The 25,029-nt window shown below is 63.0% G+C and carries 21 protein-coding genes; 5 read left to right on the top strand and 16 right to left on the bottom strand.

Going from position 1 to position 25,029, the window contains the following annotated elements; translation table 11 throughout:
- Positions 1–4 precede the first annotated feature (4 nt).
- From ACN0YJ_RS04940 to ACN0YJ_RS04915, 6 genes are all read right to left on the bottom strand, one after another.
- On the bottom strand, positions 5–1,555 hold the full coding sequence (locus tag ACN0YJ_RS04940) for an AAA family ATPase (RefSeq protein WP_417477931.1): 1,551 nt from the start codon (positions 1,553–1,555) through the stop codon (positions 5–7).
- 22 nt (positions 1,556–1,577) lie between these two features.
- Entirely contained in the window at positions 1,578–2,249 is a 672-nt protein-coding gene (locus tag ACN0YJ_RS04935; RefSeq protein ID WP_417477930.1) for a CpaD family pilus assembly protein, read from the bottom strand.
- A 14-nt stretch (positions 2,250–2,263) separates the two neighbouring features.
- Positions 2,264–3,838: a type II and III secretion system protein family protein gene (locus ACN0YJ_RS04930; RefSeq protein ID WP_417477929.1), complete on the bottom strand. Its 1,575-nt coding sequence runs from the start codon at positions 3,836–3,838 to the stop codon at positions 2,264–2,266.
- An 11-nt stretch (positions 3,839–3,849) separates the two neighbouring features.
- A complete protein-coding gene (gene cpaB, locus ACN0YJ_RS04925; protein WP_417477928.1) occupies positions 3,850–4,683 on the bottom strand; it encodes a Flp pilus assembly protein CpaB in 834 nt (277 codons plus the stop codon).
- Positions 4,684–4,799: 116 nt separating this feature from the next.
- Entirely contained in the window at positions 4,800–5,297 is a 498-nt protein-coding gene (locus tag ACN0YJ_RS04920) for an A24 family peptidase (RefSeq protein ID WP_417495508.1), read from the bottom strand.
- 159 nt (positions 5,298–5,456) lie between these two features.
- Entirely contained in the window at positions 5,457–5,615 is a 159-nt protein-coding gene (locus tag ACN0YJ_RS04915) for a Flp family type IVb pilin (protein WP_091766720.1), read from the bottom strand.
- A 273-nt stretch (positions 5,616–5,888) separates the two neighbouring features.
- Here ACN0YJ_RS04915 and ACN0YJ_RS04910 point away from each other — a divergent pair, with 273 nt between their 5' ends.
- Genes ACN0YJ_RS04910 through ACN0YJ_RS04900 form a run of 3 tightly spaced genes read left to right on the top strand, consistent with a single transcriptional unit; the run spans position 5,889 to position 7,471 of the window.
- Complete coding sequence (locus ACN0YJ_RS04910) at positions 5,889–6,341, top strand: pilus assembly protein N-terminal domain-containing protein (protein ID WP_417489156.1); 453 nt, start codon at positions 5,889–5,891, stop codon at positions 6,339–6,341.
- A gap of 40 nt (positions 6,342–6,381) precedes the next feature.
- A complete protein-coding gene (locus tag ACN0YJ_RS04905; protein ID WP_417489155.1) occupies positions 6,382–6,939 on the top strand; it encodes a TadE/TadG family type IV pilus assembly protein in 558 nt (185 codons plus the stop codon).
- The gene (locus ACN0YJ_RS04900; RefSeq protein ID WP_417495507.1) at positions 6,932–7,471 is read left to right on the top strand and encodes a TadE/TadG family type IV pilus assembly protein; all 540 of its coding nucleotides are present in this window, start codon (positions 6,932–6,934) and stop codon (positions 7,469–7,471) included. Before ACN0YJ_RS04905 ends, ACN0YJ_RS04900 begins: the two co-directional genes overlap by 8 nt.
- Here the strand turns inward: ACN0YJ_RS04900 and ACN0YJ_RS04895 are convergent.
- From ACN0YJ_RS04895 to ACN0YJ_RS04880, 4 genes are all read right to left on the bottom strand, one after another.
- Positions 7,468–8,265: an aminotransferase class IV gene (locus tag ACN0YJ_RS04895; protein ID WP_417495506.1), complete on the bottom strand. Its 798-nt coding sequence runs from the start codon at positions 8,263–8,265 to the stop codon at positions 7,468–7,470. The genes ACN0YJ_RS04900 and ACN0YJ_RS04895 overlap by 4 nt on opposite strands.
- Positions 8,262–9,599 carry an anthranilate synthase component I family protein gene (locus ACN0YJ_RS04890; RefSeq protein WP_417489154.1) on the bottom strand — a complete coding sequence of 446 codons (1,338 nt, stop codon included), beginning with the start codon at positions 9,597–9,599 and terminating at the stop codon, positions 8,262–8,264. Before ACN0YJ_RS04890 ends, ACN0YJ_RS04895 begins: the two co-directional genes overlap by 4 nt.
- Positions 9,596–10,366: a tyrosine-protein phosphatase gene (locus tag ACN0YJ_RS04885; protein ID WP_417495505.1), complete on the bottom strand. Its 771-nt coding sequence runs from the start codon at positions 10,364–10,366 to the stop codon at positions 9,596–9,598. The genes ACN0YJ_RS04890 and ACN0YJ_RS04885 overlap by 4 nt, the downstream gene beginning before the upstream one ends.
- 68 nt (positions 10,367–10,434) lie before the next feature.
- A complete protein-coding gene (locus ACN0YJ_RS04880; RefSeq protein WP_417495504.1) occupies positions 10,435–11,898 on the bottom strand; it encodes an AMP nucleosidase in 1,464 nt (487 codons plus the stop codon).
- A gap of 155 nt (positions 11,899–12,053) precedes the next feature.
- Between ACN0YJ_RS04880 and ACN0YJ_RS04875 the strand changes: the two genes are divergently transcribed.
- The gene (locus tag ACN0YJ_RS04875; RefSeq protein ID WP_417495503.1) at positions 12,054–14,627 is read left to right on the top strand and encodes a bifunctional aspartate kinase/diaminopimelate decarboxylase; all 2,574 of its coding nucleotides are present in this window, start codon (positions 12,054–12,056) and stop codon (positions 14,625–14,627) included.
- A gap of 20 nt (positions 14,628–14,647) precedes the next feature.
- On the opposite strand, the gene ACN0YJ_RS04870 is transcribed toward ACN0YJ_RS04875, so the two are convergent.
- Both ACN0YJ_RS04870 and ACN0YJ_RS04865 read right to left on the bottom strand, forming a co-directional pair.
- Positions 14,648–15,181 carry a peroxiredoxin family protein gene (locus ACN0YJ_RS04870; protein ID WP_417489151.1) on the bottom strand — a complete coding sequence of 178 codons (534 nt, stop codon included), beginning with the start codon at positions 15,179–15,181 and terminating at the stop codon, positions 14,648–14,650.
- Between the two features lie 85 nt (positions 15,182–15,266).
- The gene (locus ACN0YJ_RS04865; protein WP_417477916.1) at positions 15,267–15,989 is read right to left on the bottom strand and encodes a hypothetical protein; all 723 of its coding nucleotides are present in this window, start codon (positions 15,987–15,989) and stop codon (positions 15,267–15,269) included.
- 95 nt (positions 15,990–16,084) lie between these two features.
- Here ACN0YJ_RS04865 and ACN0YJ_RS04860 point away from each other — a divergent pair, with 95 nt between their 5' ends.
- On the top strand, positions 16,085–16,678 hold the full coding sequence (locus tag ACN0YJ_RS04860) for a MarR family winged helix-turn-helix transcriptional regulator (protein WP_417495502.1): 594 nt from the start codon (positions 16,085–16,087) through the stop codon (positions 16,676–16,678).
- Between the two features lie 578 nt (positions 16,679–17,256).
- Here the strand turns inward: ACN0YJ_RS04860 and ACN0YJ_RS04855 are convergent.
- From ACN0YJ_RS04855 to putA, 4 genes are all read right to left on the bottom strand, one after another.
- Positions 17,257–18,288 (bottom strand): ribonucleotide-diphosphate reductase subunit beta, encoded by a 1,032-nt coding sequence (locus ACN0YJ_RS04855; protein ID WP_417489148.1) that lies wholly within the window; start codon positions 18,286–18,288, stop codon positions 17,257–17,259.
- 124 nt (positions 18,289–18,412) lie between these two features.
- On the bottom strand, positions 18,413–19,231 hold the full coding sequence (locus tag ACN0YJ_RS04850; protein ID WP_417478336.1) for a lipid A-modifier LpxR family protein: 819 nt from the start codon (positions 19,229–19,231) through the stop codon (positions 18,413–18,415).
- Positions 19,232–19,460: 229 nt separating this feature from the next.
- Complete coding sequence (locus ACN0YJ_RS04845) at positions 19,461–21,356, bottom strand: ribonucleoside-diphosphate reductase subunit alpha (RefSeq protein WP_417495550.1); 1,896 nt, start codon at positions 21,354–21,356, stop codon at positions 19,461–19,463.
- 305 nt (positions 21,357–21,661) lie between these two features.
- Positions 21,662–24,781 (bottom strand): bifunctional proline dehydrogenase/L-glutamate gamma-semialdehyde dehydrogenase PutA, encoded by a 3,120-nt coding sequence (gene putA / locus ACN0YJ_RS04840; RefSeq protein ID WP_417495549.1) that lies wholly within the window; start codon positions 24,779–24,781, stop codon positions 21,662–21,664.
- Positions 24,782–25,029 lie beyond the last annotated feature (248 nt).

Raw genomic sequence — 25,029 nt, 5'->3', positions numbered from 1 at the left:
CGGGTTAGCCTCCGAACAGTTTCGAAACGATGGAGCGCCTGCGCATCGGGCCTGCCGTGCGCCCGGTCACCAGTCCGGCGAGATGAGCGAACCCGTCCGCAGCCTTGGATTTGGGATCAAGCTCGTGGATCATTTGGCCATTATTCGCTGCCTTGCCAAATAATTGCGGCTCGAATGGCAAGACCAGCGCGGGCTGGGTGCCCAGCGCATCGGCAAAATCCTTGACGGGGATTTCCGGACGTTTCGGCATACCGGCCATATTGATCACGACTTTGGGCAGCTCATCATTGGGGCGGGCGCCGGCGATCAGGTCAAACAGGTTTTTGGCATTGCGCAGCGAGGCGAGGTCCGGCGTCACGGTGACGACGACCTGGTCTGCCGAAAGCAGGGTATCGCGAACCCAGGGCAGCCAGAGATGCGGCAGGTCGAGCGCGACGAAGGGCGCCTGGCGGCGGACCTTGTCGAGGACCATTTCGTATTCCGTCGGGGTGAACTCCCAGTCCCGATCGAGCGTCGCGGGCGCCGAGAACAGGCTCAGGCGCTCGGTGCAGCGTACCAGAAGCCGGTCGAGCAATGCATCATCCAGCCGGTCCGGTTCGTTGAGCGCATCGCCCAGGGTCTGGGCCGGGTCCTGGTTGAAATCGAGGCCAGCCGTGCCGAAAGAAAGGTCGAGATCGACCAGAACGGCATCGGTCTGCAGGCCTTCCGACAAGGACCAGGCACAATTATGCGCGATGGTCGAAGACCCGACACCGCCCTTGGCACCGATGAAAGCGATGGTCTTGCCGGCAAAGGGTTGTTCGGGATCGAGAAACAGGTCCGAAATCGAGCGGATCAGGTGAAGCGGCGTCATCGGCGGCACGAGATACTCGCTCACGCCGCGCTTCATCAGCTCACGATAGAGCGCAATATCATTGGCAGCACCAATGATGATGACCTTGGTGTCCGGGTCGCAGACGCTGGCGAGTTCCTCAAGCTGTTCGAACAAGCCCTGCCCGCGCATGCCTGATTCCACAATCAGGAGATTGGGCGTGGTCGCGTCATGATAGCGTTCGATGGCCGCAGGCAGTCCGCCAAGCTCAACCGCGATATGCGCCTTGGCGAGCCGGCGGTCGCCGGCCGCGTTATGCACCAGCGCCCCGGTTTCGGGGCGCTCGCAAAAGGCTGCGATCGAGATACGCGGCACCGGCTGATCGGCAATCTCGCGATCGATCTCACCATACAGGGCCTCGCCGGCCGGCATCGAGGCCTGGCTCGCCATGAACTCGTCCTGCAGCTCTGCGAATTCGGCGTCGAGAGAGCTTTGCGACTGCGGTGCCGGTGCCGGGGTTTCCGAATGGTAGCTATCAAGGAATTCATCGGCCTCGGGCGTCGAGCCGGCACCAAAACGCCGGCTCCCCCTGTCGACATCCGCCGGGGCAGGTTTCGCGGCGGCCTGCGCAGCCATCGGCGCCGCCTCGCCGAGCATCAGCCGCTCGATATCCGAAGCATCGAGAAAGGGATCATCCCCGTCCAGAATTGCGTCCCTGTTCAGGGCATGTTTTGCGTCAGCCATGATCGCTCCTTCCGCCCCTCAACTAGTTGCCGACATTGCTAACGGAGCCACTTTCGTGCTCGCTACGTTCGCTCGTCGTTGATTGCCCGGCCCGGTACCGGTCGAGAATGGTCTGTCGGCGTCCGGCATCGGAGGCATCCATATTGCGCGGCGCAACGAGATCGCGCGGATCGCTGATCATGGCCGCCAGATTGGTTGCGAGTGCGCAGCCGAAACGCGCCGAATGACGATTGTCGAAATCGGGGCGCTGATTTTCCCAGCCCTGCGGGCAGTCAGGCGCAATGGCGCGATAGCGCGTAAAGCTGAAAATGACCGCTGCATTGACCTGCCGGCTTGCATCATAGGCGCCGCCGGTAATCTGGCGCCAGTCCAGCCCCTGCTCGTAAAGGAAGGTGCGCGAAGCGGCGATGGCGCCGATCGCGGCATCTTCATTGGCGGCGCCCTGGGGATAGCTGATCACCAGCGGCCCGTGGCCCCGCACCTTGTACTCGGTGGCGATGGCCCGGAGCATGTCCTCCTGGGCCCAGCTCAAACCATTATCGCGCGGATCAACAGGCATGTCGGCCCGGAAAGTTTCAGCAACCGCGCTCGGTTGCGGCAGGCCAAGACCAGTCGGCGTCGTCGTGGAGCAGGCGGCCAGCACCATCGACCCCAGAAGGGCGATGACGAGGCATTTTGCGCTGAGTTTCGACACGATCGGATACTCCACTAATCGAACAGGAAGCCAACGGGACCATTCCAGCGCCGCTCGCCGGTATCGGCGCCAGGCACGGAGTAGATCCGGTTAAGGCGGCCAAAGAGCATGGCATCCATCTCATTGGCATTTTCATAGCCGTCCGCCGGCGTCGCCAGGGCGGCGGGATTGGTCGGATCGACGAGGTATGGCGTGACCAGAATGACGAGTTCGGTCTCCTGGTTGAGGAAGTCGCGCGAACGAAAGAGCGAACCGAGGATCGGCACATTGCCAATACCGGGGACCTGGTCGAGATTCTGGCGGGTCTCCTCACGGATCAGGCCGGCAAGAACAAGGCTGCCGCCCGATGGCAGCTCGACCGTGGTCTCGGTTCGATTGACCGTCAGCCCCGGGATCGTCATGCCGGGGATCACAATCTGGTTGCCCGCGCCGTCTGTGCTGACGGACTGGTTCAAGACCAGTGCGCCGTCGGAGGAAAGCTCGGACACCTCGGTCGAGATCCGCATGCTGATCCGCCCCTCGGACAAGACAACGGGTGTGAAGCCGAGCCCGACGCCGAAGGGTTTGTATTCGATGATCACATTGCCATCGCGGTCGCGGCCGGTTGGAACCGGGAACTCGCCGCCGGCAAGGAAATTCGCCGACTCGCCCGTGATTGCGGTCAGATTGGGCTCAGCCAGTGTGCGTACCAGGCCGACACGCTCCAGTGCGTTTAGGGTTGCACCGATCGAGCTCTGAAGGACGCCGTCGACCAGATTATTCAACGTGCCGCCCATGACCAGCCCGCCCAGGGCCCGCCCGGCGACGCCATAGCCATTGTCCGTGCCCACCGTGGTCTGGCTGGCATAGGAGCCTTCATTGATCGTATCGAAGACATTATTGCCGTTTGAATCGACGACAGGAATGTCGATCCCGTTGATATTCTGGTAGCGCTGCACGCGCACCGGCGGCGCGAACTCGCCAAAATTGGTCGTGCCATTCAGATTGACGCCCAATTGACGCACGATGGAGCGCTGCATTTCGACAATGCGCACTTTCAGCATCACCTGGTCGCGCCCCTCGACCGTGATCATCGACAAGATGTTCTCCGGCACATCGACCCAACGCTGGGCAATGCTCAGGGCGGTGTCGGCATCGACGGCGCTCGGTACAGAGCCGGACAGGACAATATGGTCATTCATGGCTTCGGCAGTGACGCGGGCATTGGGCAGGAAACGGGTGAGCGATTCCCGCAACGGACCCAGATCGCGCTCGACGCGCAAGTCGAGATCGAGGATCAGCTGACCGTCAGCATCAAAGAAGAAGGCATTGGTCTGCCCAACCGAAATACCGAGCAGATAGGCCCGACGCGGCGTCCGGATCACAGCCTGTACAACTTCCGGATTGGTCACGAGAATATCGACAGCATCGACCGGCAGATTGATGACGGCAGCCTTGCTCAGGGGCAGAAGCAGACTCTCGGAAACCGGGCCATTGCCCGGTTCGCGGATATAGACCTGCATCGTATTTCCGCGCTCGCTACCGGGCGCCTGCGCCAGGCTGGGCGCAGCCATCGCGAGGGCAGCGAACAGGAATATTGAGCGGATCATCACCTCAGACCTCAATTATCGCCGGCCAGAACAACGGTCTGTGAATGTCCGTAACGGATCAGGGTCACACTCCTTTGCCTGGAATTGTCGGAATCAGCCTCTCGGCCCATGGCTGCAGCCTCGCCGCCATTGAGCAGGACTGGCCCACCCTCATTGTCGAGCAGGCTGCGCAGGACGAGTGCAATCTCACCACGCGCGACCGCCAGCGACACGGCCCGGGCCTGGTCAGGGGTCAGCTCCAGCGTTGCCGTTTCACCGACTACACTTTCCTCACCCTCACCATAGGTCTGGTCAATCGCAAGCACACGGGCATTCTCAACGATGGTGCGGGCCACATAGGACCGCATTGTGCCGCGTTGGCTTGCGACATCTTCCTCGAACGACACGATGACATCGACGCGGTCATTTGGCAGGATGAAGCCGCCCGCGCCGCGTTCGGCAGAGATCGGGACCGCAACCGCCCGCATTCCGGGCGACAGGACGGCAGCCATGAAGCCGGCATCGCCAGGCTGCACCAGGCGGCGCCCGGTAATGGGTTCGCCCTCGCCAATCGGCGCGCGCACCACCGAACCGGCAAAATCTTCAATTCCCGCACCGCGGTTTTCAGCGATATAGCCCGGGCTCATCGCCTCATCGGGCCAGGATTGCCAATAAAAGTCCGCCGCGCCGACTCGTTCGCCGATCGCAAGATCGCGCCGCGCAGCCAGAATCCGGATTGCCGGGCGCTCTTCGACCACGACCGCTTGCGGCGCTTCAGGGCGCGACATCGCCTGTCTGACAAAGAATGCCACGGCGATCGCAGCAAAGGCTGCGGCAACAAGAATGGCAATACGGACCGCGTTCATTGGACGCTTCAAACCTCTCAGGCACACGAATATATCCGTGATGAGACGTCCAATTCCTCAAAGCCTCGTTAATTCTATCCGAACATTGCCGCATTTCCTGCGTATTTTCCGGCGCTTCAAAATTGAAATGCGAAGACCGTTGCCGGCAAACTCCACAGCGCACCGCCCGCAATTGCGATGCCATAGGGCACCGGTGCCGCTGGTGCGAGCGCACTTCCGTCCAGCTTTTCCGGGGAGATACCCGCCATCGGCAGCGCCTTGCGCGCAATGAGCAGCACCAGGACCAGAACGCCGCCAAGCAATACGGTGTGAATCAGGAAGCCGGCGAGACCCGGCCATCCAAACCAGAGTGCCGTTGCTGCAAACAGTTTGGCATCACCGCCACCGATCCAGCCGGGTGCAAACAGGGCCATGCCCAGAACCAGCGCCAGCAATCCGGCCAGAAGATGATTGCCCGCATCGGCCCAACCGAAACCGGCCAGCACCGCGGCAACCGGAAACAGCACGGCGACGGCGATTGTCAGCCAGTTCGGGATGATGAAGCGGGTTGCGTCGGTGAAGGCACCGTACAGAAGCAGCGCCACAAGGCTCAGGCTGGCGATTTGAACAAGCATGAATTCATTCCCCGGTCTGCAGATCGGGGCAGCCTAGCGGCAGAGCATTAATGGCAGGTTGGCGAAAATGGCAATCTGCACAGTACAGAGGCTATCAAACAAAACAAAGGCCGCTCCTTTCGGAGCGGCCTTGCTTTAACCCGGTATTTCGGGTGCGGTTTAGATCGCGGCGGTGATCGCAGCGAAATTACCGGAAAGCTCGGTGCCCAGCGCAGTGACAGCGCCGATAATCACGACCGCGATCAGAGCGGCGATGAGGCCATACTCAATTGCAGTTGCACCAGATTCGTCTTTGAAAAAGCGAGAAATCATTTTCATTTTTTTTACTCCCGTAAAGGTCCACACCACCAGGAGACGATCCGTCCCGACCCCTCCTGAACGCTGACCAATAGACACGAGAAGAATTTCCATCCAGTAAATAATCGTGATTAACAAAATCTATATATCAGCAAGTGCTCGCTATAGTAAACCAAATGACAATATTGGCGCTTTGATTTCCATTCGAACAATTGCATCAGCGTTTAGAAAAGATTCAGACGCGCGCGAGATGATGGGTCATACACGGATCACCCGTGCCCACGGAGCGCCTCCATGATCTGCCGATTTGCATCCATCATGACCATCGCCCTCGTCTGCAGCGCACCGGCGCTCGCCGAGGATCTGACGATTGCTGTCGAGCATGCACAAGTCGTGCGCCTGCCCGGCGAAGCCTCGGCCATCATTATCGGCAATCCTTCCATCGCTGATGCGCTCGTCCATGACGGTCGCACCCTGGTCCTGACCGGACGGCTGCAGGGCCGCACCAATGTCATTGCCATGGATCGCATCGGCCGGGTGATCTATTCGCGCGACATCGCGGTCACCAATCCGACCGAAAACCAGGTGGCGCTGTATCGAGGGGCGGAGCGCTCAACCTTTTCCTGTGCGGAAACCTGCGATGAAGTGCCTCGGGTTGGCGATGATTTCGGACGCACAACCCAGCTGACGGATGGGCAATCGAGTCGCCTGGCCATCGTGGAAGCGGCCGTCAGCGACCCGTCCTGACGGCACACGATCCATACCTTCATCCTGTGGAGTCACGAATATGAGCTGCCCGACGTCGAAGACTTCCGGCCAGCCGCTGCTGCGGCTGCTGCGCCGCGCACGGCGCGATCGCTCCGGAGCGACTGCCGTCGAGTTCGCACTGGTGGCAGCGCCCTTCTTCTTCCTGCTCTTCGCGATGATCGAGATTGCCGCGGTATTCTTCACCAGCACAGTGCTTGAAAATGCTGTGCTCGAAACCGCCCGCGAGATCCGCACCGGCCAGGCGCAGGCCGCCGGCATGACTCGCGAAGGCTTTCAGGATGAAGTCTGCGCCCGTATCGAAGTCGTTGGTGATTGCGACCGGCTGGAATTTGACGTTCGCGTCTTCCAGGGCTTCGACACTGTTGACCAAGGCAGTCCGGTCCTGCCGGACGGCACGCTCGACAATGCCAGTTTTGGCTGGGACCCGGGCGAGGCCGGGGACATCGTGCTGGTCCGCGTCTTCTACCGCTGGTCACTGCTGACGCCGAATTTCGGTGGCGCATTGTCGAATATGGGTGGCAATCAGCGGCTATTGTCAGCGGCGAGCGTGTTCCGAAACGAGCCTTTCGATGATTAATGCCCTCAAACGCGCTGTGAAACGGATCTGCGGCGATCACCGCGGCGCGTCAGCGGTCGAATTCGCGCTGATCGCGCCATTCATGATCCTGCTCTATCTCGGGGCGGTCGAGATCAGCCTCGCCTTGTCCATCGATCGCAAGATTACCAGTGCGGCCAGCGCCCTCGCCGACCTGGTGGCGCAAGATGATGTCATCACCGACAGCGAGATGGACGACATCATGAATGCCGGCGGCGTCATCATCGCCCCCTTCAACACCGCCCCGCTCCAGGTACGCATCACAAGCGTGCTGATGAATGGCTCCGACGAAGTGCGCGTGCAGTGGAGCGATGCGGTAGGCATGACGGCCTATGCCGCTGGTGGCACCGCGCCTGTGCCCGCGGGCGTCTTGCAGCGGAACCGGTCGGTCATCATGGTCGAGGTCAAATACCGCTACGACACGATGTTCAGCGAGCTCGGCGTCAGCCAGTTCGACATTAGTGAAGTCTTCTATCTGCGCCCGCGCCAGTCGATTGTCGTCGCACGCAGCTAGTCCAGCACAGCCTTGACGGCCGCAGGCACAGCTTGGCCGGCCCCGGCGGGCCCGCCATCGATCCGGCTGACCGCCACCGCACCCATCAGCGCATTGGTCACAAAGACACATTCGGCCGCGGCCAGACTGTCCGGGCCGAACCCGCCCTGTTCGACATCCATCGCCGCGATAATCGCCGCCCGGGCCGTGCCGGGCAAAACCGCACATTCCAGTGCCGGGGTGAAGAGCCGGCCATCGCGCAGCCAGAACAGATTGGCGCAGTCGGCGCCGGACAACCGGCCCTGCGTGTCGAGCAGCAGCGCCATATCGGCCCCGGCCCGCCGGGCCTCGCGCCGCGCCATCACATTATCAATATAGCTCAGAGTTTTGTGCCGCGCCGCGAGACTGCTGCCCGACCGTTGCAGGCCAATACTGGCCAGGCTGAGCGAGGCGGGCCGCGCGCCCAGCGGCGCGGCGGTAATCAGGCAGAATGGCTCGTGCGCGCCCGTCCGCGCCAGACCGCGCTCACCGCGACCGGCGGTCAGCGTCAGCCGGATCGCCGCCTCAGGCAGACCCGCACGCCCGGCCAGTTCCGCGATGACCGGCCCCAGCGATACCGCGTCCAGCGGGCAGGTCAGATCGAGCGCCTGGCAGCTGGCGCGCAATCTCTGCTCATGCGCCTTAAGCCGGCACACGCGCCCGCCGCTATAGCGCAGCGTCTCGAACAGGCCGTCACCGAGCAGAAAGCCGCGATCACCGGCGCCGGGACCAGCCGCTTCATCATTGAGCCATTCACCATTCAGCCAGACCGTCATGCCGGCCCCTCCACCGCCCGGCGCAGGGCCGACGCCTTGGTCAGGGTTTCCTCATATTCAGCCTGAGGGTCGGAATCGGCGATGATGCCGCCGCCCGAGCGGATGGTGGCGTGCCAGGCATCGCCTTCCAGCCGCATTGCCGCGGTGCGGATCATCACATTGAGGTCCATATCGCCATCCTGGGAAATCCAGCCGAGCGCTCCGCAATAGGGTCCGCGCGATTCGCCTTCGAGCTCGGCAATGATCTGCATCGCCCGGACTTTCGGTGCGCCGGTGATGGAACCAGGGGGAAAGCTGGCGGCGACCAGGTCGAACACGTCGAGGCCCGGGTCCAGCACGCCTTCAATCACCGAGACCAGATGATGCACATTGGCATAGGTTTCCACGGCGCAGAGCACCGGCACATTGACGGAGCCGGCCGTACAGACGCGCGAGAGATCATTGCGCATCAGATCGACGATCATCAGGTTTTCGGCGCGATCCTTGGCGCTGGCGGCCAGTTCACGCGCCAGCGCAGCGTCTTCGAGCGCATCGCCGGAGCGCTTGCGCGTCCCCTTGATCGGCCGCGCCTCGACATGACCGCTGCGCACCGAGACGAAGCGTTCCGGCGAATTGGTCAGGATCACATGGGCTGGATCGAGGCGGAAATAGGCGGCATGAGGCGCCGGGCTGGCACGGCACAGACGTTCAAAGACCGCATAGGGATCATCGCCCGGATTTAGTTCAGCCTCGAAGGCCTGGGAAATATTGACCTGGAAGACATCGCCCGCATGGACATAGTCGCGCGCGCGGGCGGCGGCAGCGAGATAATGCTCGGGCGACCAGCGGGGCGACCAGCCGGCTGCCGGCGGTGCCGCCATGGGACCTGACCCTGTCGGGCTGGTTACCTGTCCCGAGGCCAGCAGGTCGGCAAAACCATGCATCAATTCCAGATCGCGGCCGCGCACGATCAGCGTCCCGGCCGTGTGGTCAAATTCGGCCCAGACCGGATAGCGCGCGAAGGCAAGCGCCGGCCAGCGTGCCGGATAGGTCGGCAGGGTTTCAAAGGCGGATGCCAGATCATAGCCGAACAGACCGGCCAGCATGCCCTCCGTGCCGGGCCTGCGGAATTCAGCCTGCAGCGTCTCGAAACCGGCGCGCGTGCCATCGTCGAAAACGCGCGACGGGCGGGCGAAGATGCGCGCCCGGCCACTGCGTCCATCATGCAGGAGCAGCGCCCTGTCCTCGCCGGCCAGCGGGGCAAAGGCGGCAATCGGATCACGCCAGGGCCGGGTGATCTCGAGCAGGGGCCGCGCCCCGGCCTCCAAGCCTGCCTGTCCGGCGAGCGGGCTCATCGCTCCAGCCAGCGCTCCCGCAGCGCGGCACGCTCGTCATCGGTAATGCCGAGCACATCGCGCAGATACCGGTCCTGATCGCCGATCGTGGTCAGCGCGGTGTGAAGCAGATCGGCCTCGACACCGAGAAAGGCGCGCATCACTTCATCCGGCATGACATGACCATAATTCTCCTGCAGGCGCTGGCGCACCATCGGAACAAGACTGTCGAAATCAACCGCCGTATTGGTCAGCAGATAGTCCTCGATAATTTCGTCCCGGCTGACGCCGAGCTCGCCCAGCACCAGGGCACAGAATATCCCGGTGCGGTCCTTGCCGGCCGCGCAATGGACCAGAAAGCCGCCATCGGCCTCGCCCGAGGCCAGTGCCTTGAAGCCCTCGCGGAAAACCGATTGATTGCCCGTCTCCCGGGGAATGCGGCGATAAGCGCTTTGCATATACGCCCGCACGGCTTCGAGCGAATGATCGCCGGTGCGCAGGAATTTGAGGTGTGGCGGCTCGCCATCATCATCGGCATCAGAGGAAATTACCCGCAGGACATGGTCAGCCGGCCAGGACGAGGGCTCCAGCTTGCGTTCGCGAGGACGGCGCAGATCGGCCACGACGGTAATGCCAAGCGCGCGTACAAGATCCCGGTCGGCCTCGCTGGAGCGCGAGAAATGGCCGGAACGATAGAGGCCGGGGCGCACACGCGTGCCATCGGCGGCTTCATAGCCGTGGAAGTGGCGAAAATTGTGAACGCCGTCGAGGGGTGTGATCCGTGTCATGGCTTGGAGGTACGCAATCGTGGGCAGCGCGGCAAGGCCCGCCGCCCACAATCTTTGCGCCTTCAGGCCTAGCGGAAGGGGGGTTCGTCAAAGCTGCGCAGCTTGCGCGAATGCAGCGCCGCGCCGCGATCGCGCTTGAGGATCTCGACCGTCTCGATACCGGCCGCCAGGTGTTCGGACACCGAGCGCTGGTAGAAGAGATTGGCCGCGCCCGGCAGTTTCAGCTCGCCATGCAGTGGCTTGTCGGAGACGCAGAGCAAGGTGCCATAGGGCACACGCAGGCGCAGACCATTGGCGGCGATCGTCGCCGATTCCATGTCCACCGCGATGGCGCGCGACTGATTGATGCGCCGCGCCTGGGCGGCATAGCGCAATTCCCAGTTCCGGTCGGCGAAGGTCGCCACAGTGCCGGTGCGCAGGCGCGCCTTGAGCGCCTCGCCCTTGTCACCGCTGACCCGGGCAACGGCACTGGCCAGAGCAATCTGGATCTCGGCAATCGGCGGCACCGGCACTTCGATCGGCAGGTCCTCGTCGAGCACGCCATCATAGCGCAGATAGGCGTGGGCCAGCACATAATCGCCGAGACGCTGGGAATGACGCAGCCCGCCGCAATGGCCGATCATCAGCCAGCACTGCGGGCGCAGGACGGCGAGATGGTCGGTGATGGTCTTGGCGTTGGACGGACCGACGCCGATATTGACCAGCGTGATACCGCGCCCGCCCGGTGCCTTGAGGTGATAGGCCGGCATCTGGAAGCGGCGCCAGGGCGCGCCCTCGACAATGGCATGGGCATTGGGTGTGTCGGCATCAACTTCAACAAAACCGGCGGCCGAGAATGACTCATAGTCATTGTCTTCCTTCAATTGCCGGATCGCCCAGGCCGAAAACGCATCGACATAGCGGTGATAATTGGTGAACAGGATAAATTGCTGCGTATCCTCATAGGGCGTGCCGGTATAATGGCGCAGCCGCTGCAGCGAAAAATCGACGCGCGGCGCGGCAAACAGGCTCAGCGGCCGCACCTCGCCCGGGGTCGACGGGCTGAGGCCATTGGGCAGATCATCATTGACCTTGCTCAGATCGGCATAGGGGAAATGGCTGACGAGTTCGGCCGGGCTGGCCGCATTCATGTCGAGATGATCGGTATCATCCAGCGCATAGGAAAACGGCATTTCGACCGCCGACAGGCCGGTCTCGATCGTGATCTCATACTCGTCATTGAGCAGGGTCAATTGGTCGATCAGGTAATCGCGGAACAATTCGGGATGGGTGATCGAAGTCGCGAACACACCGGCATCGGTAAACTTTCCGAACGCCCGGCTGACCGGCGGCGGCGGCCCTTCGGGCAGGTAGGTCACGCGTAATTCCGGATAGGCGAAAGCGCCCTGGGCGCGGGCTTCGGGACTGGGTGGAGGACCGCCATCGAGGAAGGCTTTGAGGGCGGTCTGGAGGCGTTCAACGGAGCCCTGGTACAGCACAACAAGCTGATCAACGGCGTCGGAAGGCGTCTTGGCGATCTGAAAAGGCATCATCGCCAGTCTCTTGCACGAATTGCCGCAAGGGTAAACGCGAAACTCCGGGCGTCGGGCAGCGCCGCAGAAAAGCAGGCTGACCGGCAACTATCCATTGGCCCCAAGACGCCAAGCCTGTAAGGAGCCAAGCGCCCTTTCGCGGGCAGGAGATGATCATGGACAACGCGCAAAACTGGATCGTACTGAAATTCGGCGGCACCAGCGTCAAATCGCTGGCCGATTGGCGCATGATCTCCAAACGCATCCAAACCCTGCGCGACGACGGCAAGCGCGTCTTCGTGGTCCATAGCGCGCTGGCCGGAATCTCCAACCAGCTCGAAGCCCTGATCACCGCCGCAATGGCGGGCCAGGGCGAGGCCGAACTCGACGCGATCAAGGCACAGCATATCAAGTTCGCGGCGGAGCTGGCGCTTGAAGGCGAGACCGTGCTGGCACCCTGCTTCGCCGAGCTGACCCAGCTGCGCGCCGGACTGGCCCTGACCGGCGATGCCTCGGCACGTTCGCGGGCCCGCATCATGGCCCAGGGCGAGTTGATGGCGACCAGCCTCAGCGCCGCCTGGCTCAACCAGACCGGTGTGAAGTGCCAATGGCTCGACGCCCGCGACCTGCTGACCAGCCGAACCGGCGGTCCGGTCAGCGGCTATCTCAGCGCCGATTGCGCGTACGGCCCCGATGCCGGTCTACATCAACGCCTTGATGACGGCGGATTCACGGTCACCCTCACCCAGGGCTTCATCGCGCGGCGTCCCGATGGCGATACCGCCCTGCTTGGCCGCGGTGGGTCGGACACGTCGGCGGCGTATTTCGCCGCCAAGCTCTCTGCCGAACGGCTGGAAATCTGGACCGATGTGCCCGGCTTCTTCTCCGCCGACCCACGCCTGACCGGCGCGGCGCGCCAGATCAAGGCGCTGAGCTATGACGAAGCCCAGGAGATTGCCTCAATGGGCGGCTCCGTACTGCATCCGCGCGCCATCGCGCCGGTGCGCAAGGCCGGGATCGAGATGCAGGTCCTGTGCACGCATCGCCCGGAGATGAGCGGCACCACGATCAGCGCCACACCGTCCGAAGATGCCCCGCGCCTGAAAGCCGTCTCGGTCAAGTTCGGTGTCCGCCTGATCACGCTCGAGAGCGACGGCATGTGGCATGCGGCCGGCTTCCTTGCCAGCGCGTTTGAGCCCTTCGCCCGTCATGGGGTCTCGATCGATCTGGTATCGACCTCGCAGACCTCGGTCACCGTCTCGCTCGATGCCGATCCAAGCCTCACCCCGGCCGTCCTGGCCGCGCTGCAGGACGAACTCGCCACCATCGCCCGCGTCGAGATGATCGAAAATTGCGCCGCCGTCTCCATGGTCGGGCGCGGGGTGCGCGCCCTGCTGTCCCAGCTCGGACCGGCGATGGAGGCCTTTGCCCATTATCCCGTCCGCCTGATCAGCCAGGCGGCGAATGATCTCAACCTCACCGTTGTCGTCGATGAAGACCAGGGCAAGCCGCTCTGCCGCCGCCTGCACGACCAGCTGATCCAGCCCAAACCTCTCGACCCGACCTTCGGTCCGAGCTGGCGCGAGATTGGCCAGAGTGACTCCGTCGCCGCCGCCGGCCCGGCCGTGTGGTGGAAGACGCAGCGCGACGCCCTGCTAGCGCTCTGCCCGATGGATGCACCGCTCTATGTCTATGATCTGGCAACCGTGAAGGCGCGGGCCGGGGCTGTCGCCAACCTGCCGCATCTGGACCGCGGCTGGTATGCGATGAAGGCCAATGGCCATCCCGATGTGATCCGCACGGCGGTTGCCGCCGGGCTTGGAGTGGAGTGTGTCTCGATCGGCGAGGTCCGCGCCGCGATGGCCGCCGTGCCGGGCTTACCGGTCGACCGCATCCTGTTCACGCCGAATTTCGCGCCGCGCAGCGAATATGCCGAGGCGATCGAGCTGGGCATTCACCTCACCCTGGACGGGCTGCACCCGTTGCGCCACTGGCCGGAGATTTTCGCCGGTTCGGAGATCACCTTGCGGGTCAATCCCCAGCGCCCCGAGGGCCATCACAAGCATGTCCGCACCGCCGGACCCGACGCCAAGTTCGGCCTGCATGCCGACGAACTGCCTGAGGGCATCGAACTCGCCGCCAAAGCCGGTGCCAGAATCATCGGCCTGCATGTGCATTCCGGCAGCGGCATCAGCGATCCCGATCACTGGCGCCGCGTCGGTGTCTTCCTGGCCGAGACGGCGCGCGTCCTGCCCGATGTGCGCATTCTCGATCTCGGTGGCGGGCTGGGTGTCGACGAGGCCTCAGGCGCCCGCCGCATTGATATGGACGCGCTCGGCGCCGTGCTGAGCGATCTCCACACCGCCTTCCCGCAATACAAGCTCTGGCTCGAGCCAGGCCGGTTCATCATCGCCGAGGCCGGCGTGCTGCTGGCCCGCGTCACCCAGCTGAAACAGACTCCGGATGCGCGCTTTGTCGGCATCAATGCCGGCATGAACAGTCTGATCCGCCCGGCGCTCTACGGCGCACGGCACGAGATCTTCAACCTGACGCGGCTCGATGATGCGCCGGCTTATGTCGCCGATATTGTCGGCCCGATCTGCGAAACCGCCGACAAGATGGGCGCGCAGCGGCTCTTGCCGGAGAGCTTTGAGGGCGACGTGTTTCTCATCGCCAATGGCGGGGCCTACGGACGCGTGATGGCCTCGAGCTATAATATGCGCGAGCCGGCGGGCGAGGTTGTGATTTGAGGCAGTAACTCAACCGGCGCCTATTCGCACCGGCCTGGCCCCGGAACGCAACCGGTAGCATCCATGTCAACCGCGGGCGCGCGGGCAGGCTCGGCGAGTAACGCGCCGATCTGCGCCCCGAGGCGAATGTCTTCGACTGACCCGAAATGCTGTGCCCTGCGGCGGCCGAGCTGGTCGATCAGGACGAGGGTCGGCGTGCCCTGCATCTGGTAAGCCTGCATGGTGCCGGGAAGCAGGCCACCATCGCCCGGGGCATCGATACCAACGGGAAAGTCGAAACGGTATTCATGCAGGAAGGCCTCGAGTGCAACGCGGCTGCCCTGAGCCTCATGATGTTCGAACACGGTGTGAAGGCCAATCACGGCGACATCCTCGGGAGCGAAAGCGGTAGCGATGCGCCGTGCCTGGGGCAGACCGTGACTGACACAACCGGGGCAAAGCATCTGGAATGCCTCCAGCACGATGATGCGCCCCTTGAGAGCGTCGAGACTCAAGGGGTTCGGCGTGTTGATCCATTCGGATACCTGCCAGGGCGGTGCGGGTCTGAGCGTCATGTCGGGCCTCTTCGTGAGCGTGCGGCGCATTGGCGGCGGTAGCAATGGGCCGGCGGGCGCAGGGCTTGCCCCGCCGGCCGGTTTGTCAGTGCGGCTCGCTGGCCATGATCACACCCGGCAGCGACAAGTCTCCCGAGGCGATGTCATGCACACCGGAGACACAGAGCAGCGGTGCCGTTCCGGCATCATTGACGTGCAGGCTGGCGGTGACGCCGTCGAAGCTGACGGATTCACCGTCGGCAAGCGGCACGGTGATCTGGGCGAGATGACCATCGATCACCGGGCTCATGCCAGGGCTGTCGAGGGCGATCGGCAAGTAGGGCGCCGTGGCCGGTAACAAGTCCTGGCCCGGCGAGACATCGCGCACCTTGAGGCCAGCGCCGCAGGCCTCGTCCGCAGTCAAAACCACCCAATGGGAATGCCAGCCAGCGCCATCATTGGCCGGATCGCCATCACCATTTTCGTCGAATAGTGGCGTGTCATCGAAATCGGGGTGGGCTGTGATCGCCAGGGCGAGAGTACCCGATCCCGCGTCGAAGCCGACAACAGCCGGATCGAGGTTTGTTGGCCAGACATAGGCCTCGACATTGGCGCCGGCCAGCTGGCCCGTCGGTTCCGGCGTCACGCTGCCCGCCACCCCGGCGACTTCCATCATGAATGTGACCAGGCGACCATCGGTTGTGGCCGTCACGCGGGTGATGTCAAAGGCCGGATCGACAGAAGTATCCTGCGGGGAATTCACAGGATGGGCGCCGGCGGAGGCGGTAAGTGCGGTCAGCGCGGCGCAGGCGAAAAGACTGTGTTTCATGGCGTTCTCCAGTAAGTATCGACTCGATGCTAATTAGCTAACTGATCTTGCCAGGGCGCGCAAGTCGGTATTTAGTCGACACCATTGGAGATGAAATGACACCGTTGATGAATTATCTCGAGCGGCTCAGCCGCCTGATGCTCAATGAGGGCCATGCCGATGGTCTCAAGCCGGCGCAATGGGAAGCCTTGCGCTTTCTGGCCCTGGCGAACCGGTTTTCGCGCACCGCTGGCGGGCTCGGGGCCTATCTCGGCCTCACCAAGGGCACGGTCTCGCAGACGCTTAATGCGCTGGAACGCAAAGGCCTGGTCGCGCGCAGCACAGACGGGCAGGACCGGCGGCGCGTGCAGCTGGCGGTGACGCCGGCCGGCCGCGCCCTGATAGATCGCGACCCGCTGGGCGAACTGTCCGACGCCATCGACCACCTGCCCCGGCCCGAGCGCGACCGCCTGGCCGCCAGCCTGGAGACAGTATTGCGCGCCTGGCTGACCCAGCGCGGCGGCCGCAGCTTCGCCCAATGCCTGACCTGTCGCCATTTCCGCGACCGTGCCCCGCTTGGAGCGCCGCACTATTGCGCCCTGCTCAATCAGCCGCTGCGGGGCGCTGACAGCCTGGAGCTTTGCATCGAGCATGAGGTGCCGGCAGCCGGGCAGGATCGTGCAGGCGGCCGGCCGACGCCTGTCCCTTGAGGCCCTCGATATTCCGGCAATGAGGGCAATCGCTTGCCTCGCCGCGCCGGCAACTTGTCCCCGCCCTGCCAGGTGCGCCCATAATAGCGCCACGTTCAAAACCCGGCGGTGCACAGCTGGCGATTGATCGGGTGGCGCTGGGAGCGCAGGGGCTGACGGGCCGGACGCGCTTCCTTAATCGGCTTCACCGGGTTGCGGACAATCCCTCGGGAGACCTTCAAATACCCCCGCATACCAACGCAGACTTCCCGCTGGATTGTCCGCAATGCCCGAAAGCGCAGGACCGGGACATGGTCCGGCCTCAATGAGGCCGGTGCGTGTCCCGTTTTGGGTAGAGCGCGCTCGCAAGTAACTGTGACCAGTTCTGCGCTACTTCTTATTCCGCCGCTGGGACAGGGCAGACGCGGCCGCTCACGCGGGACCATGTCCCCAAGATTCCCAAGCCGCTTCCCTCTCCGTGAGGAGAGGGTCCGGCGAAGCCGGGGGTGCGGCGGGTGAGCGCCAAGCTGGCAGACGGAACCATTGCCCGCCTCATCCGCCCTTCGGGCACCTTCTCCTCACGGAGAAGGAAGGTTCCCCTACTCCGCCGGCTCGACCTTCTTCGCCTTGCCCTGGTCGAACATCGACCAGACACCCTCATCGCCGTGCCAGTCGCCCTTGGTGGCGCCCTTGGAATATTCCGTGGCGCGGGCTTCGAAGAAATTCGCGTGCTCGACGCCGTTGAGGATTTCTGACAGCCAGGGCAGCGGGTGTTTCTCGATATTGTAGATCTTGGGCAGGCCGAGCTGGCCGAGACGCCAGTCGGCGATATAGCGGATATAGGTCTTGATATCGGCCGGGGTCATCCCCTCAACCTCGCCCATTTCAAAAGCGAGCTCGATGAATTTGTCTTCCAGCGCCACGACGGTGCGGCAGCATTCAACGATATCATCCTTGACCGCCTGGCTCAGGGCACCGGTCTCTTCAGCGAAAGCGTGGAAGAGCTTGATCATGCCTTCGCAATGCAGGCTCTCATCGCGGATCGACCAGGTGACGATCTGGCCCATGCCCTTCATCTTGTTGAGGCGCGGGAAATTCATCAGCATGGCGAAGGAGGCGAACAGCTGCAGGCCTTCGGTGAAAGCGCCGAACATCGCGACCGTGCGCAGAATGTCCTCATTGGTCTCGACACCGAATTTCTGCATGAAATCATGCTTATCGGCCATCGCCTTGTAATCCATGAAGGCGGAGAATTCGCTATCGGGCATGCCGATCGTCTCGAGCAAGAGCGCATAGGCCGCGATATGGATCGTCTCCATATTCGAGAAGGCCGAGAGCATCATCTTCACCTCGACGGGTTTGAAGACGCGCGCATAGCGCTCCATGTAATTGTCATTCACCTCGATGTCGGACTGGGTGAAGAAGCGGAAGATCTGGGTCAGGAGATTGCGCTCATTATCATTGAGCTTGGTCGCCCAATCCTTGCAATCCTCACCGAGCGGAACCTCTTCCGGCATCCAGTGAACCTGTTGCTGCTTCTTCCAGAAATCATGCGCCCACGGATAGCGGAAAGGCTTGTAGGCGTGGCTCAGGGTCATCAGGCCCGGAATTTCAGCGGATTTCTCGGTCATAGCGGCTCACCTCAGGCAAATGGGAATCGGTTTCGACCCGACACACAACATATTGCGTCTGTGGTTAGCAAAACGTCTACAGCTAGATGCGGGCTGGACTCAGTTTGTCCGGGGAAAAGTGAGTCTACCAGCGCCAATTCACGGTCACGGCGCCAAAACTCTCATTCTCCCGAAATTTGTCGACGCCGACGACATAGCGATAATTGCGCTGCACATAGGCGAGCGAGAGATCGACTTCGCCGACCCGCATGGCGACACCGGCCTGGGCATCGCCGATCACTTCACGATTAGTCATATAGACCGCGCGGTTGAAATCCATGCCCTGGGCAGGATCATACATCAAGGCCCGCCGGTCGGCTCCGGCAAAGACATACCAGCTGGGATAGTCGTCAGCGAGATAACGGCCGATCCGGACCTCCGCGCCGGCACCGGCGGCCGAGCCTTCGGGGCCGAGACTGACTGCGGCCCGCGGGGTCAGCGAGACATCGAGCTGTTCGCCCTCGCCGCGCGATACGAAAGGCCGTTCATAATTGACCGCGACAATGGTGCGGTGATCAGCCGGGTCGACCACGACCGGAGAATGCTCGCCGCGGCCTGGCCGGGTCGTCCCGAAACTCGCATCGCGCGCGACATCATCAAGAACCGCCACCTTGATGGTACCAGCCGCACCCATATCAAATTGCGCAGCGGGCTGGACGGTCATCGCTGCGAAGGCGTCATGATCGGCCTGGCCGGAATTGAGCGCCAGTGCGGTGAGTGCGACCCGGGCTGCCGGCGCGGAGAGCGGGCGCACCGGGGCCTCGACCGGAAACTGCCCCTGAATCATCTGATTGGCGGAGGCCCATTCAGATCGGGCCTGACCGGGTGCCGTCAGCACATAGCTGGCCCCGGAAAACGCGACAATGCCCGCGCAAAGCAATTGTGATGTCCGTCCCAGTCGCATCGCACTCTCCCCAGAAGCGATACAAGCAAATACGAGGTGCCGAAGCACCCGGATTCACCCTTAACGAGAATATTGTTAACGGGTTTCGCGGGGATGTGTCCACTCAAATGCAATGGGACCGGTCGGTTTTCTGACGATACTGGCCGCCAGCGCGTCCCGAAAGCCGACATGAAAACGCCGGCGCTTCAAGGAGAAGAACCGGCGCTTTCAGAGACTTGCGATGCGGCGCCTATTGGCAGGCGAGGCATTCCTCGTAATCGGTCGGGGCTGCGGCCGCGAGCGATTCCTCGATCTCGGACTTGTTTTGCGAACCGGCATAGGCGGTGCGCTGGACCGATTTGGAGCGGCAATAATACAGCGATTTCACGCCCCGCTCCCACGCCGTCCAGTGCAGCATGTGCAGATCCCACTTATTGATATCGCCCGGCAGGAAGACATTGAGCGATTGCGACTGACACACAAACGGCGTGCGGTCGGCGGCATGCTCGATCACCCAGCGCTGGTCGATTTCAAACGCGGTACGGAACAGCGCTTTCTCGTGCTCGTCGAGCGCGTCGAGATGCTGGACCGAGCCTTCATGCTCGAGAATCGATGACCAGGTTTCCGGCTCATTCAGGCCCTTGGCCTCGAGCAGGGCTTCAAGCTGCGGGTTCTTGACCGTGGTCGAGCCTGACAGCGTCTTGTGGGTGTAGACATTGGCCGGGATCGGCTCGATGCCGGCGGAGACGCCACCGCAAATGATCGAGATCGACGCGGTCGGTGCGATCGCCAGCTTGTGCGAGAAGCGCGCCTTGACGCCATTCTCTTCGGCATCGCGGCAGGCGCCGCGCTCTTCGGCCAGCACCACCGAGGCGGCATCGGCATGGGTGCGGATATGCTTGAACATTTTCATGTTCCAGCTTTTCGCCATCGCCGATTCAAACGGGGCATTCATCTGCTGCAGGAAGGTATGGAAACCCATCAGGCCCAGACCGACCGACCGCTCGCAGATCGCCGAATAGACAGCGCGGTCCATTTCCGGCGGCGCGCGATCGATGAAGTCCTGCAGCACATTGTCGAGGAAGCGGAAAATATCCTCAATGAAGGTCGGATCATCCTTCCATTCGAGATATTTGGTCGCGTTCAGCGAGGACAGACAGCACACGGCGGTGCGGTCCTTGCCGTGATGATCGAAACCGGTCGGCAACATGATTTCCGAACACAGATTCGACTGGCGCACCTTCAGGCCCAGCTTGCGCTGGTGGGCGGGCAGATTGTTATTCACCGTGTCGGAGAAAATGATATAGGGCTCGCCGGTCTGCAGGCGCAGCTCCATCACTTTTTGCCACAGCTTGCGGGCATTGACGGTTTTGACGACCTCTTTGCTCTTCGGCGAGAGCAGTTCAAACTCGAGATCATCGCGCACCGCTTCCATAAAGGCATCGGTGATGTTGAGGCCGTGATGGAGATTGAGTGATTTGCGGTTGAAATCGCCGGACGCCTTGCGGATTTCGAGGAATTCCTCGATTTCCGGATGGTGGATGTCGAGATAGACGGCAGCCGAACCGCGGCGCAAGGACCCTTGCGAAATCGCCAGGGTCAGGCTGTCCATCACGCGGATGAAGGGGATGATGCCGGAGGTCTGGCCATTGACGCCGATTTTCTCGCCGATCGAACGCACATCGCCCCAATAGGTACCGATGCCGCCACCATTGGAGGCGAGCCAGACATTTTCCGTCCAGGTGCCGACAATATCGTCGAGGCTGTCACCGACCGAATTGAGGAAGCAGGAGATCGGCAGGCCGCGCTCGGCGCCGCCATTCGACAGGACCGGCGTAGCCGGCATGAACCAGAGATTCGAGATATAGTCATACAGGCGCTGGGCGTGCTCGGCATCGTCGGCATAGGCCGTCGCGACGCGGGCAAACATGTCCTGATAGCTCTCATCGGGGAGCAGATAGCGGTCTTCCAGCGTGCGCTTGCCAAACTCGGTCAGCAGGGCATCGCGACTGCGATCGATACGGATCGATTCCACCACGCGCAAATGCGTCGCCGCGTTTGATTTCGGCTGTCCACGGCGGGGCGCACGGACGATGTCCGCGCCGCTGTCTAACTGGCGGCTGGTGGCCGAATCCGGTGGCGTCATGATGGTCATGCTCCTCAACTCCGAGACAATTCTTCCCTGCGGTGCGCGGAAGTCGATTCGCGTACCCGGCAGACCCGAATGGTCGGAAAAACCTGTATAGTGTGCCGCTGTCTCCAGCCGACCCAATATATAGTGGATCAACCTTGGCCTCGTGGTCAACGGGGCATACCGGTCGAAAGTGGTTTTTTTAGTTAATGACCGGTTAACCACGAAGGCAAGCCGGCACACCCGGTTAATCTCTGAGACAGCCCTTCAGGCAGGCCTCAAACGGGTTTGAGACCTGCCTGCAGACGCTCGAAACCGGCTCAGGAAAGATTGAGCAATTCGGGGTCGCCGCCCTGGGCCGCGATATTGACGGTGACCACGCGCTCGCCGGCGAAACGGTGCAGATAATGCGGTCCGCCCGCCTTTGGGCCCGTGCCCGACAAGCCCTCTCCACCGAAGGGCTGGACCCCGACGACAGCGCCGGTCATCGACCGATTGACGTAGACATTACCCGCCGGCACCGCCGCCTGGATTTCCCTGTGGAAAGACTCCAGCCGGGAGTGAATACCGAGGGTCAAACCATAACCCTTCGACGCGAGGGCGGCGGCGATATCGTGCAACTGGTTCCGCTTGTACCGGATGACGTGCAGAATCGGGCCGAACACTTCGCGCTCGAGCAGGTCGACCGAGGGCAACTCGACCAGAGCCGGTCCGAAATAGCAGCCGGCCTCACCCCAGACACCGGAATCAAGGTGACGGATCACCGTGCCCTGGGCCTCCATTCTCTCCATGTGCCGCAGCAGGATCTCGCGCGCCTCGCCATCGATCACCGGCCCGATATCGGTCGCCGGGTCGGCCGGGTCACCAATCGCCAGCTCATCCATCGCACCGGCCAGCGCCTTGATCGTCGCATCGGCATTATCGTCCGGCACCAGAAGGATGCGCAGCGCCGAACAGCGCTGTCCGGCAGAGCCGAAAGCCGACAGCGTTGCATCATCAACCACTTGCTCGCGCAGGGCCGTGGTATCGACGAACATCGCATTGAGTCCGCCCGTCTCGGCGATCAGCGGGCCGATGGCGCAATCACGCGCCGCCAGCGACCGATTGATCATGCGCGCGACATCGGTCGAACCGGTGAAGGCGACGCCCGCCGTGCGCGGGTCATTGGTCAGCGAAGCGCCGACACTCTCGCCGCGGCCGGGCAGGATGTGCAGGACATCAACCGGCAAGCCGGCCTCGAAGAAGAGCCGCGCCGCTTCATGGGCGATCAACGGGGTTTGTTCCGCCGGTTTGGCGATCACGGCATTGCCCGCCGCCAGGGCGGCCGCGAGCTGGCCGGTGAAGATCGCCAGCGGGAAATTCCACGGGCTGATACAGACGAAAACGCCACGTCCCTTGAGGCCGAGATGATTGGTCTCGCCGGCCGGTCCGGGCAGGCGCACCGGCGCGTCGAATTCGCGCTCGGCCTGGGCCGCGTAATAACGGCAAAAATCAGCCGCCTCGCGCAATTCCGCCACGCCATCAGCCAGGGTCTTGCCCGCTTCGCGCGCCATCAGCGCCAGAAAACGATCACCATCGGCCTCCAGCGCATCGGCCATCTGGCGCAGGATGGCGCCGCGATGCTTGCCGCCGCGCGCATCCCAGATCCGTTGTGCCGCCACAGCCAGCTCGAAGGCCGCGTCAATATCCTCGGTCGTCGCCTCCAGCACAGTCCCGACAATACGCGAGCGGTCGACCGGGCTGGTGACCGGCAATTCCTGGCCGGCCCGCGCGGCGCCGCCGAGGCGGGCAATGCCGCCGATCAGCGGTGCGGAGACGATAGGCCCGGCATCGTCGAGCGCCTCGACCGCCCGGGCGATGCGCTCGCGCACGGCGTTCTGGGACAGATCAATCCCGGCAGAATTGGCGCGCTCCTCGCCATAAAGCTCCATTGGCGTGGCGATGGACGGGTGACGCGCTGATGGCGTCCGCGTGCCGAACGGCCCGCTGGCGACATCCTCCGCCGGCACGTCGGGATCCAGGAAGGAGTGGACGAAGGAGGTATTGGCCCCATTCTCCAGCAAGCGGCGCACCAGATAGGGCAAGAGGTCTTCATGGCTGCCGACCGGGGCATAGACCCGCACAGCGGTCTCGCCATAGGCTTCATCGGCGGCGAGATAGAGCGCTTCACCCATGCCGTGCAGGCGCTGGAATTCATAGCTTTCGACCCCGGCCTGTTCGGCCAGTTCGCGCACGGCACAAAGCGAGTGCGCATTATGGGTTGCGAACTGACCATAGATCGCATCCGGCGCAGCCAGCATGGCGCGGGCACAGCCGAGGAAGTTGAGATCGGTCGCCGGCTTGGTGGTCCAGACCGGAAAGTCCGGCCAGCCCATCTGGTGGGCCAGCTTGATCTCGGTATCCCAATAGGCCCCCTTGACCAGACGCACGAGCAGGCGCCGTCCGGTAGCCCGCCCTAGCGCAATCACCCGTTCGATCACCTGCGGTGCGCGCTTCTGGTAGGCCTGGACTGCAAGGCCGAGCCCGCCCCAGCCTTCCAGCTCCGGCTCGCGGGCCAGCCGGTCGAATAATTGCAGGCTGAGGACCAGGCGATCGCTCTCCTCGGCATCAAAGCAGAGGCTGATATCATGCGCCTTGGCCGCGCGCGCCTGTTCGAGCAAGAGCGGATAGACCTCGGCCATGACCCGCTCGCTCTGCACCGCATGAAAGCGCGGATGCAGGGCCGAAATCTTCACCGAAACACCGTGGACCTGCTCGATCGAGCCCTTTCCCCGGGCGGCGCCAACGACAGCAATCGCGTCGAGATAACGCTGCTGGTAGCGGGCCGCATCGGCGGCGGAACGGGCGCCTTCGCCGAGCATATCGAACGAGCACAGGCTATTGCCGGCCTTGCGGCCGCGCTTGAGCGCTTCCTTGATCGTGCGGCCAAGCACGAATTGCTCACCCATGATCCGCATCGCCTGCATGACGGCGGCGCGAATGACCGGCTCGCCGAGCTTTTGCGTCATCTTGCGCAGATAGAGCGAGGGGTTTTTGCGCGCTTCCGGGTCAACTTCGATAATCCCGCCGGTCATCATCAGCCCCAGCGTCGAGGCATTGACCAGCCAGTTTTCCGACTTGCCCGCATGGCCGACCCAGTCACCACCGGAAATCTTCTCGGCAATCAGCCGGTCAGCGGTCACCGCATCGGGCACGCGCAGCAGCGCTTCGGCCAGGCACATCAGGGCCAGGCCCTCACGGTTGGACAAGCCAAATTCCTGCAGGAAGGATTCCATCAGCCCGCGATTGCGACTGGAAGTGCGGGCGCGTTGAACCAGCTTGACCGCGGCGGTCTGGATGCGCGCCTGGGCGTCAGCATTCAACCCGGTACGTTCAGCGAGATGGACGACTGATTCGTCCTCATCGGCGAATTTCACTGTATCCAGGCTGTCCCAGTTCATGCTGTCGCGAGGCTGTGTATTCAAGGCGTGCCCTCCATTGCCGACGGGCCCGCATGGCCTGCCAGGGAATGGTCCGGAGAATGATCCGGGCTTTCCGGCGCGGCAAGCCCAGTCCTCTGTTTCACCGCCGAAGCCAGCGCGCACGGGCATCGCCGCCCATGCCGGCGCAGGTTCGCCGAGACGAAAGTTTGCAGCACGCCGTCTGATTCGGCCGCGAGGCGATTGAATTTTCCGCTGCAACCCGGCGC

Origin of the sequence: Maricaulis sp. (assembly GCF_048270095.1) — a bacterium.
Lineage (GTDB): Bacteria > Pseudomonadota > Alphaproteobacteria > Caulobacterales > Maricaulaceae > Maricaulis.
The sequence above is the reverse complement of the archived record's forward strand: the minus strand, read 5'-3'. Positions and strand labels throughout refer to the sequence as shown.

Excerpts from the sequence above, each read along its gene's own strand:
- ACN0YJ_RS04920 (WP_417495508.1), bottom strand. The coding sequence starts at position 5,297 with ATGCTTGTTCAAATCGCCAGCCTGAGCCTTGTGGCGCTGCTTCTGTAC.
- ACN0YJ_RS04860 (WP_417495502.1), top strand. The coding sequence starts at position 16,085 with ATGACACCGTTGATGAATTATCTCGAGCGGCTCAGCCGCCTGATGCTC.
- ACN0YJ_RS04930 (WP_417477929.1), bottom strand. The coding sequence starts at position 3,838 with ATGATCCGCTCAATATTCCTGTTCGCTGCCCTCGCGATGGCTGCGCCC.
- ACN0YJ_RS04850 (WP_417478336.1), bottom strand. The coding sequence starts at position 19,231 with ATGCGACTGGGACGGACATCACAATTGCTTTGCGCGGGCATTGTCGCG.
- ACN0YJ_RS04865 (WP_417477916.1), bottom strand. The coding sequence starts at position 15,989 with ATGAAACACAGTCTTTTCGCCTGCGCCGCGCTGACCGCACTTACCGCC.
- ACN0YJ_RS04870 (WP_417489151.1), bottom strand. The coding sequence starts at position 15,181 with ATGACGCTCAGACCCGCACCGCCCTGGCAGGTATCCGAATGGATCAAC.
- ACN0YJ_RS04845 (WP_417495550.1), bottom strand. The coding sequence starts at position 21,356 with ATGACGCCACCGGATTCGGCCACCAGCCGCCAGTTAGACAGCGGCGCG.
- cpaB (WP_417477928.1), bottom strand. The coding sequence starts at position 4,683 with ATGAACGCGGTCCGTATTGCCATTCTTGTTGCCGCAGCCTTTGCTGCG.
- ACN0YJ_RS04885 (WP_417495505.1), bottom strand. The coding sequence starts at position 10,366 with ATGACACGGATCACACCCCTCGACGGCGTTCACAATTTTCGCCACTTC.
- ACN0YJ_RS04890 (WP_417489154.1), bottom strand. The coding sequence starts at position 9,599 with ATGAGCCCGCTCGCCGGACAGGCAGGCTTGGAGGCCGGGGCGCGGCCC.
- putA (WP_417495549.1), bottom strand. The coding sequence starts at position 24,781 with ATGAACTGGGACAGCCTGGATACAGTGAAATTCGCCGATGAGGACGAA.
- ACN0YJ_RS04855 (WP_417489148.1), bottom strand. The coding sequence starts at position 18,288 with ATGACCGAGAAATCCGCTGAAATTCCGGGCCTGATGACCCTGAGCCAC.
- ACN0YJ_RS04940 (WP_417477931.1), bottom strand. The coding sequence starts at position 1,555 with ATGGCTGACGCAAAACATGCCCTGAACAGGGACGCAATTCTGGACGGG.
- ACN0YJ_RS04915 (WP_091766720.1), bottom strand. The coding sequence starts at position 5,615 with ATGAAAATGATTTCTCGCTTTTTCAAAGACGAATCTGGTGCAACTGCA.
- ACN0YJ_RS04895 (WP_417495506.1), bottom strand. The coding sequence starts at position 8,265 with ATGACGGTCTGGCTGAATGGTGAATGGCTCAATGATGAAGCGGCTGGT.
- ACN0YJ_RS04905 (WP_417489155.1), top strand. The coding sequence starts at position 6,382 with ATGAGCTGCCCGACGTCGAAGACTTCCGGCCAGCCGCTGCTGCGGCTG.
- ACN0YJ_RS04900 (WP_417495507.1), top strand. The coding sequence starts at position 6,932 with ATGATTAATGCCCTCAAACGCGCTGTGAAACGGATCTGCGGCGATCAC.
- ACN0YJ_RS04875 (WP_417495503.1), top strand. The coding sequence starts at position 12,054 with ATGGACAACGCGCAAAACTGGATCGTACTGAAATTCGGCGGCACCAGC.
- ACN0YJ_RS04910 (WP_417489156.1), top strand. The coding sequence starts at position 5,889 with ATGATCTGCCGATTTGCATCCATCATGACCATCGCCCTCGTCTGCAGC.
- ACN0YJ_RS04880 (WP_417495504.1), bottom strand. The coding sequence starts at position 11,898 with ATGATGCCTTTTCAGATCGCCAAGACGCCTTCCGACGCCGTTGATCAG.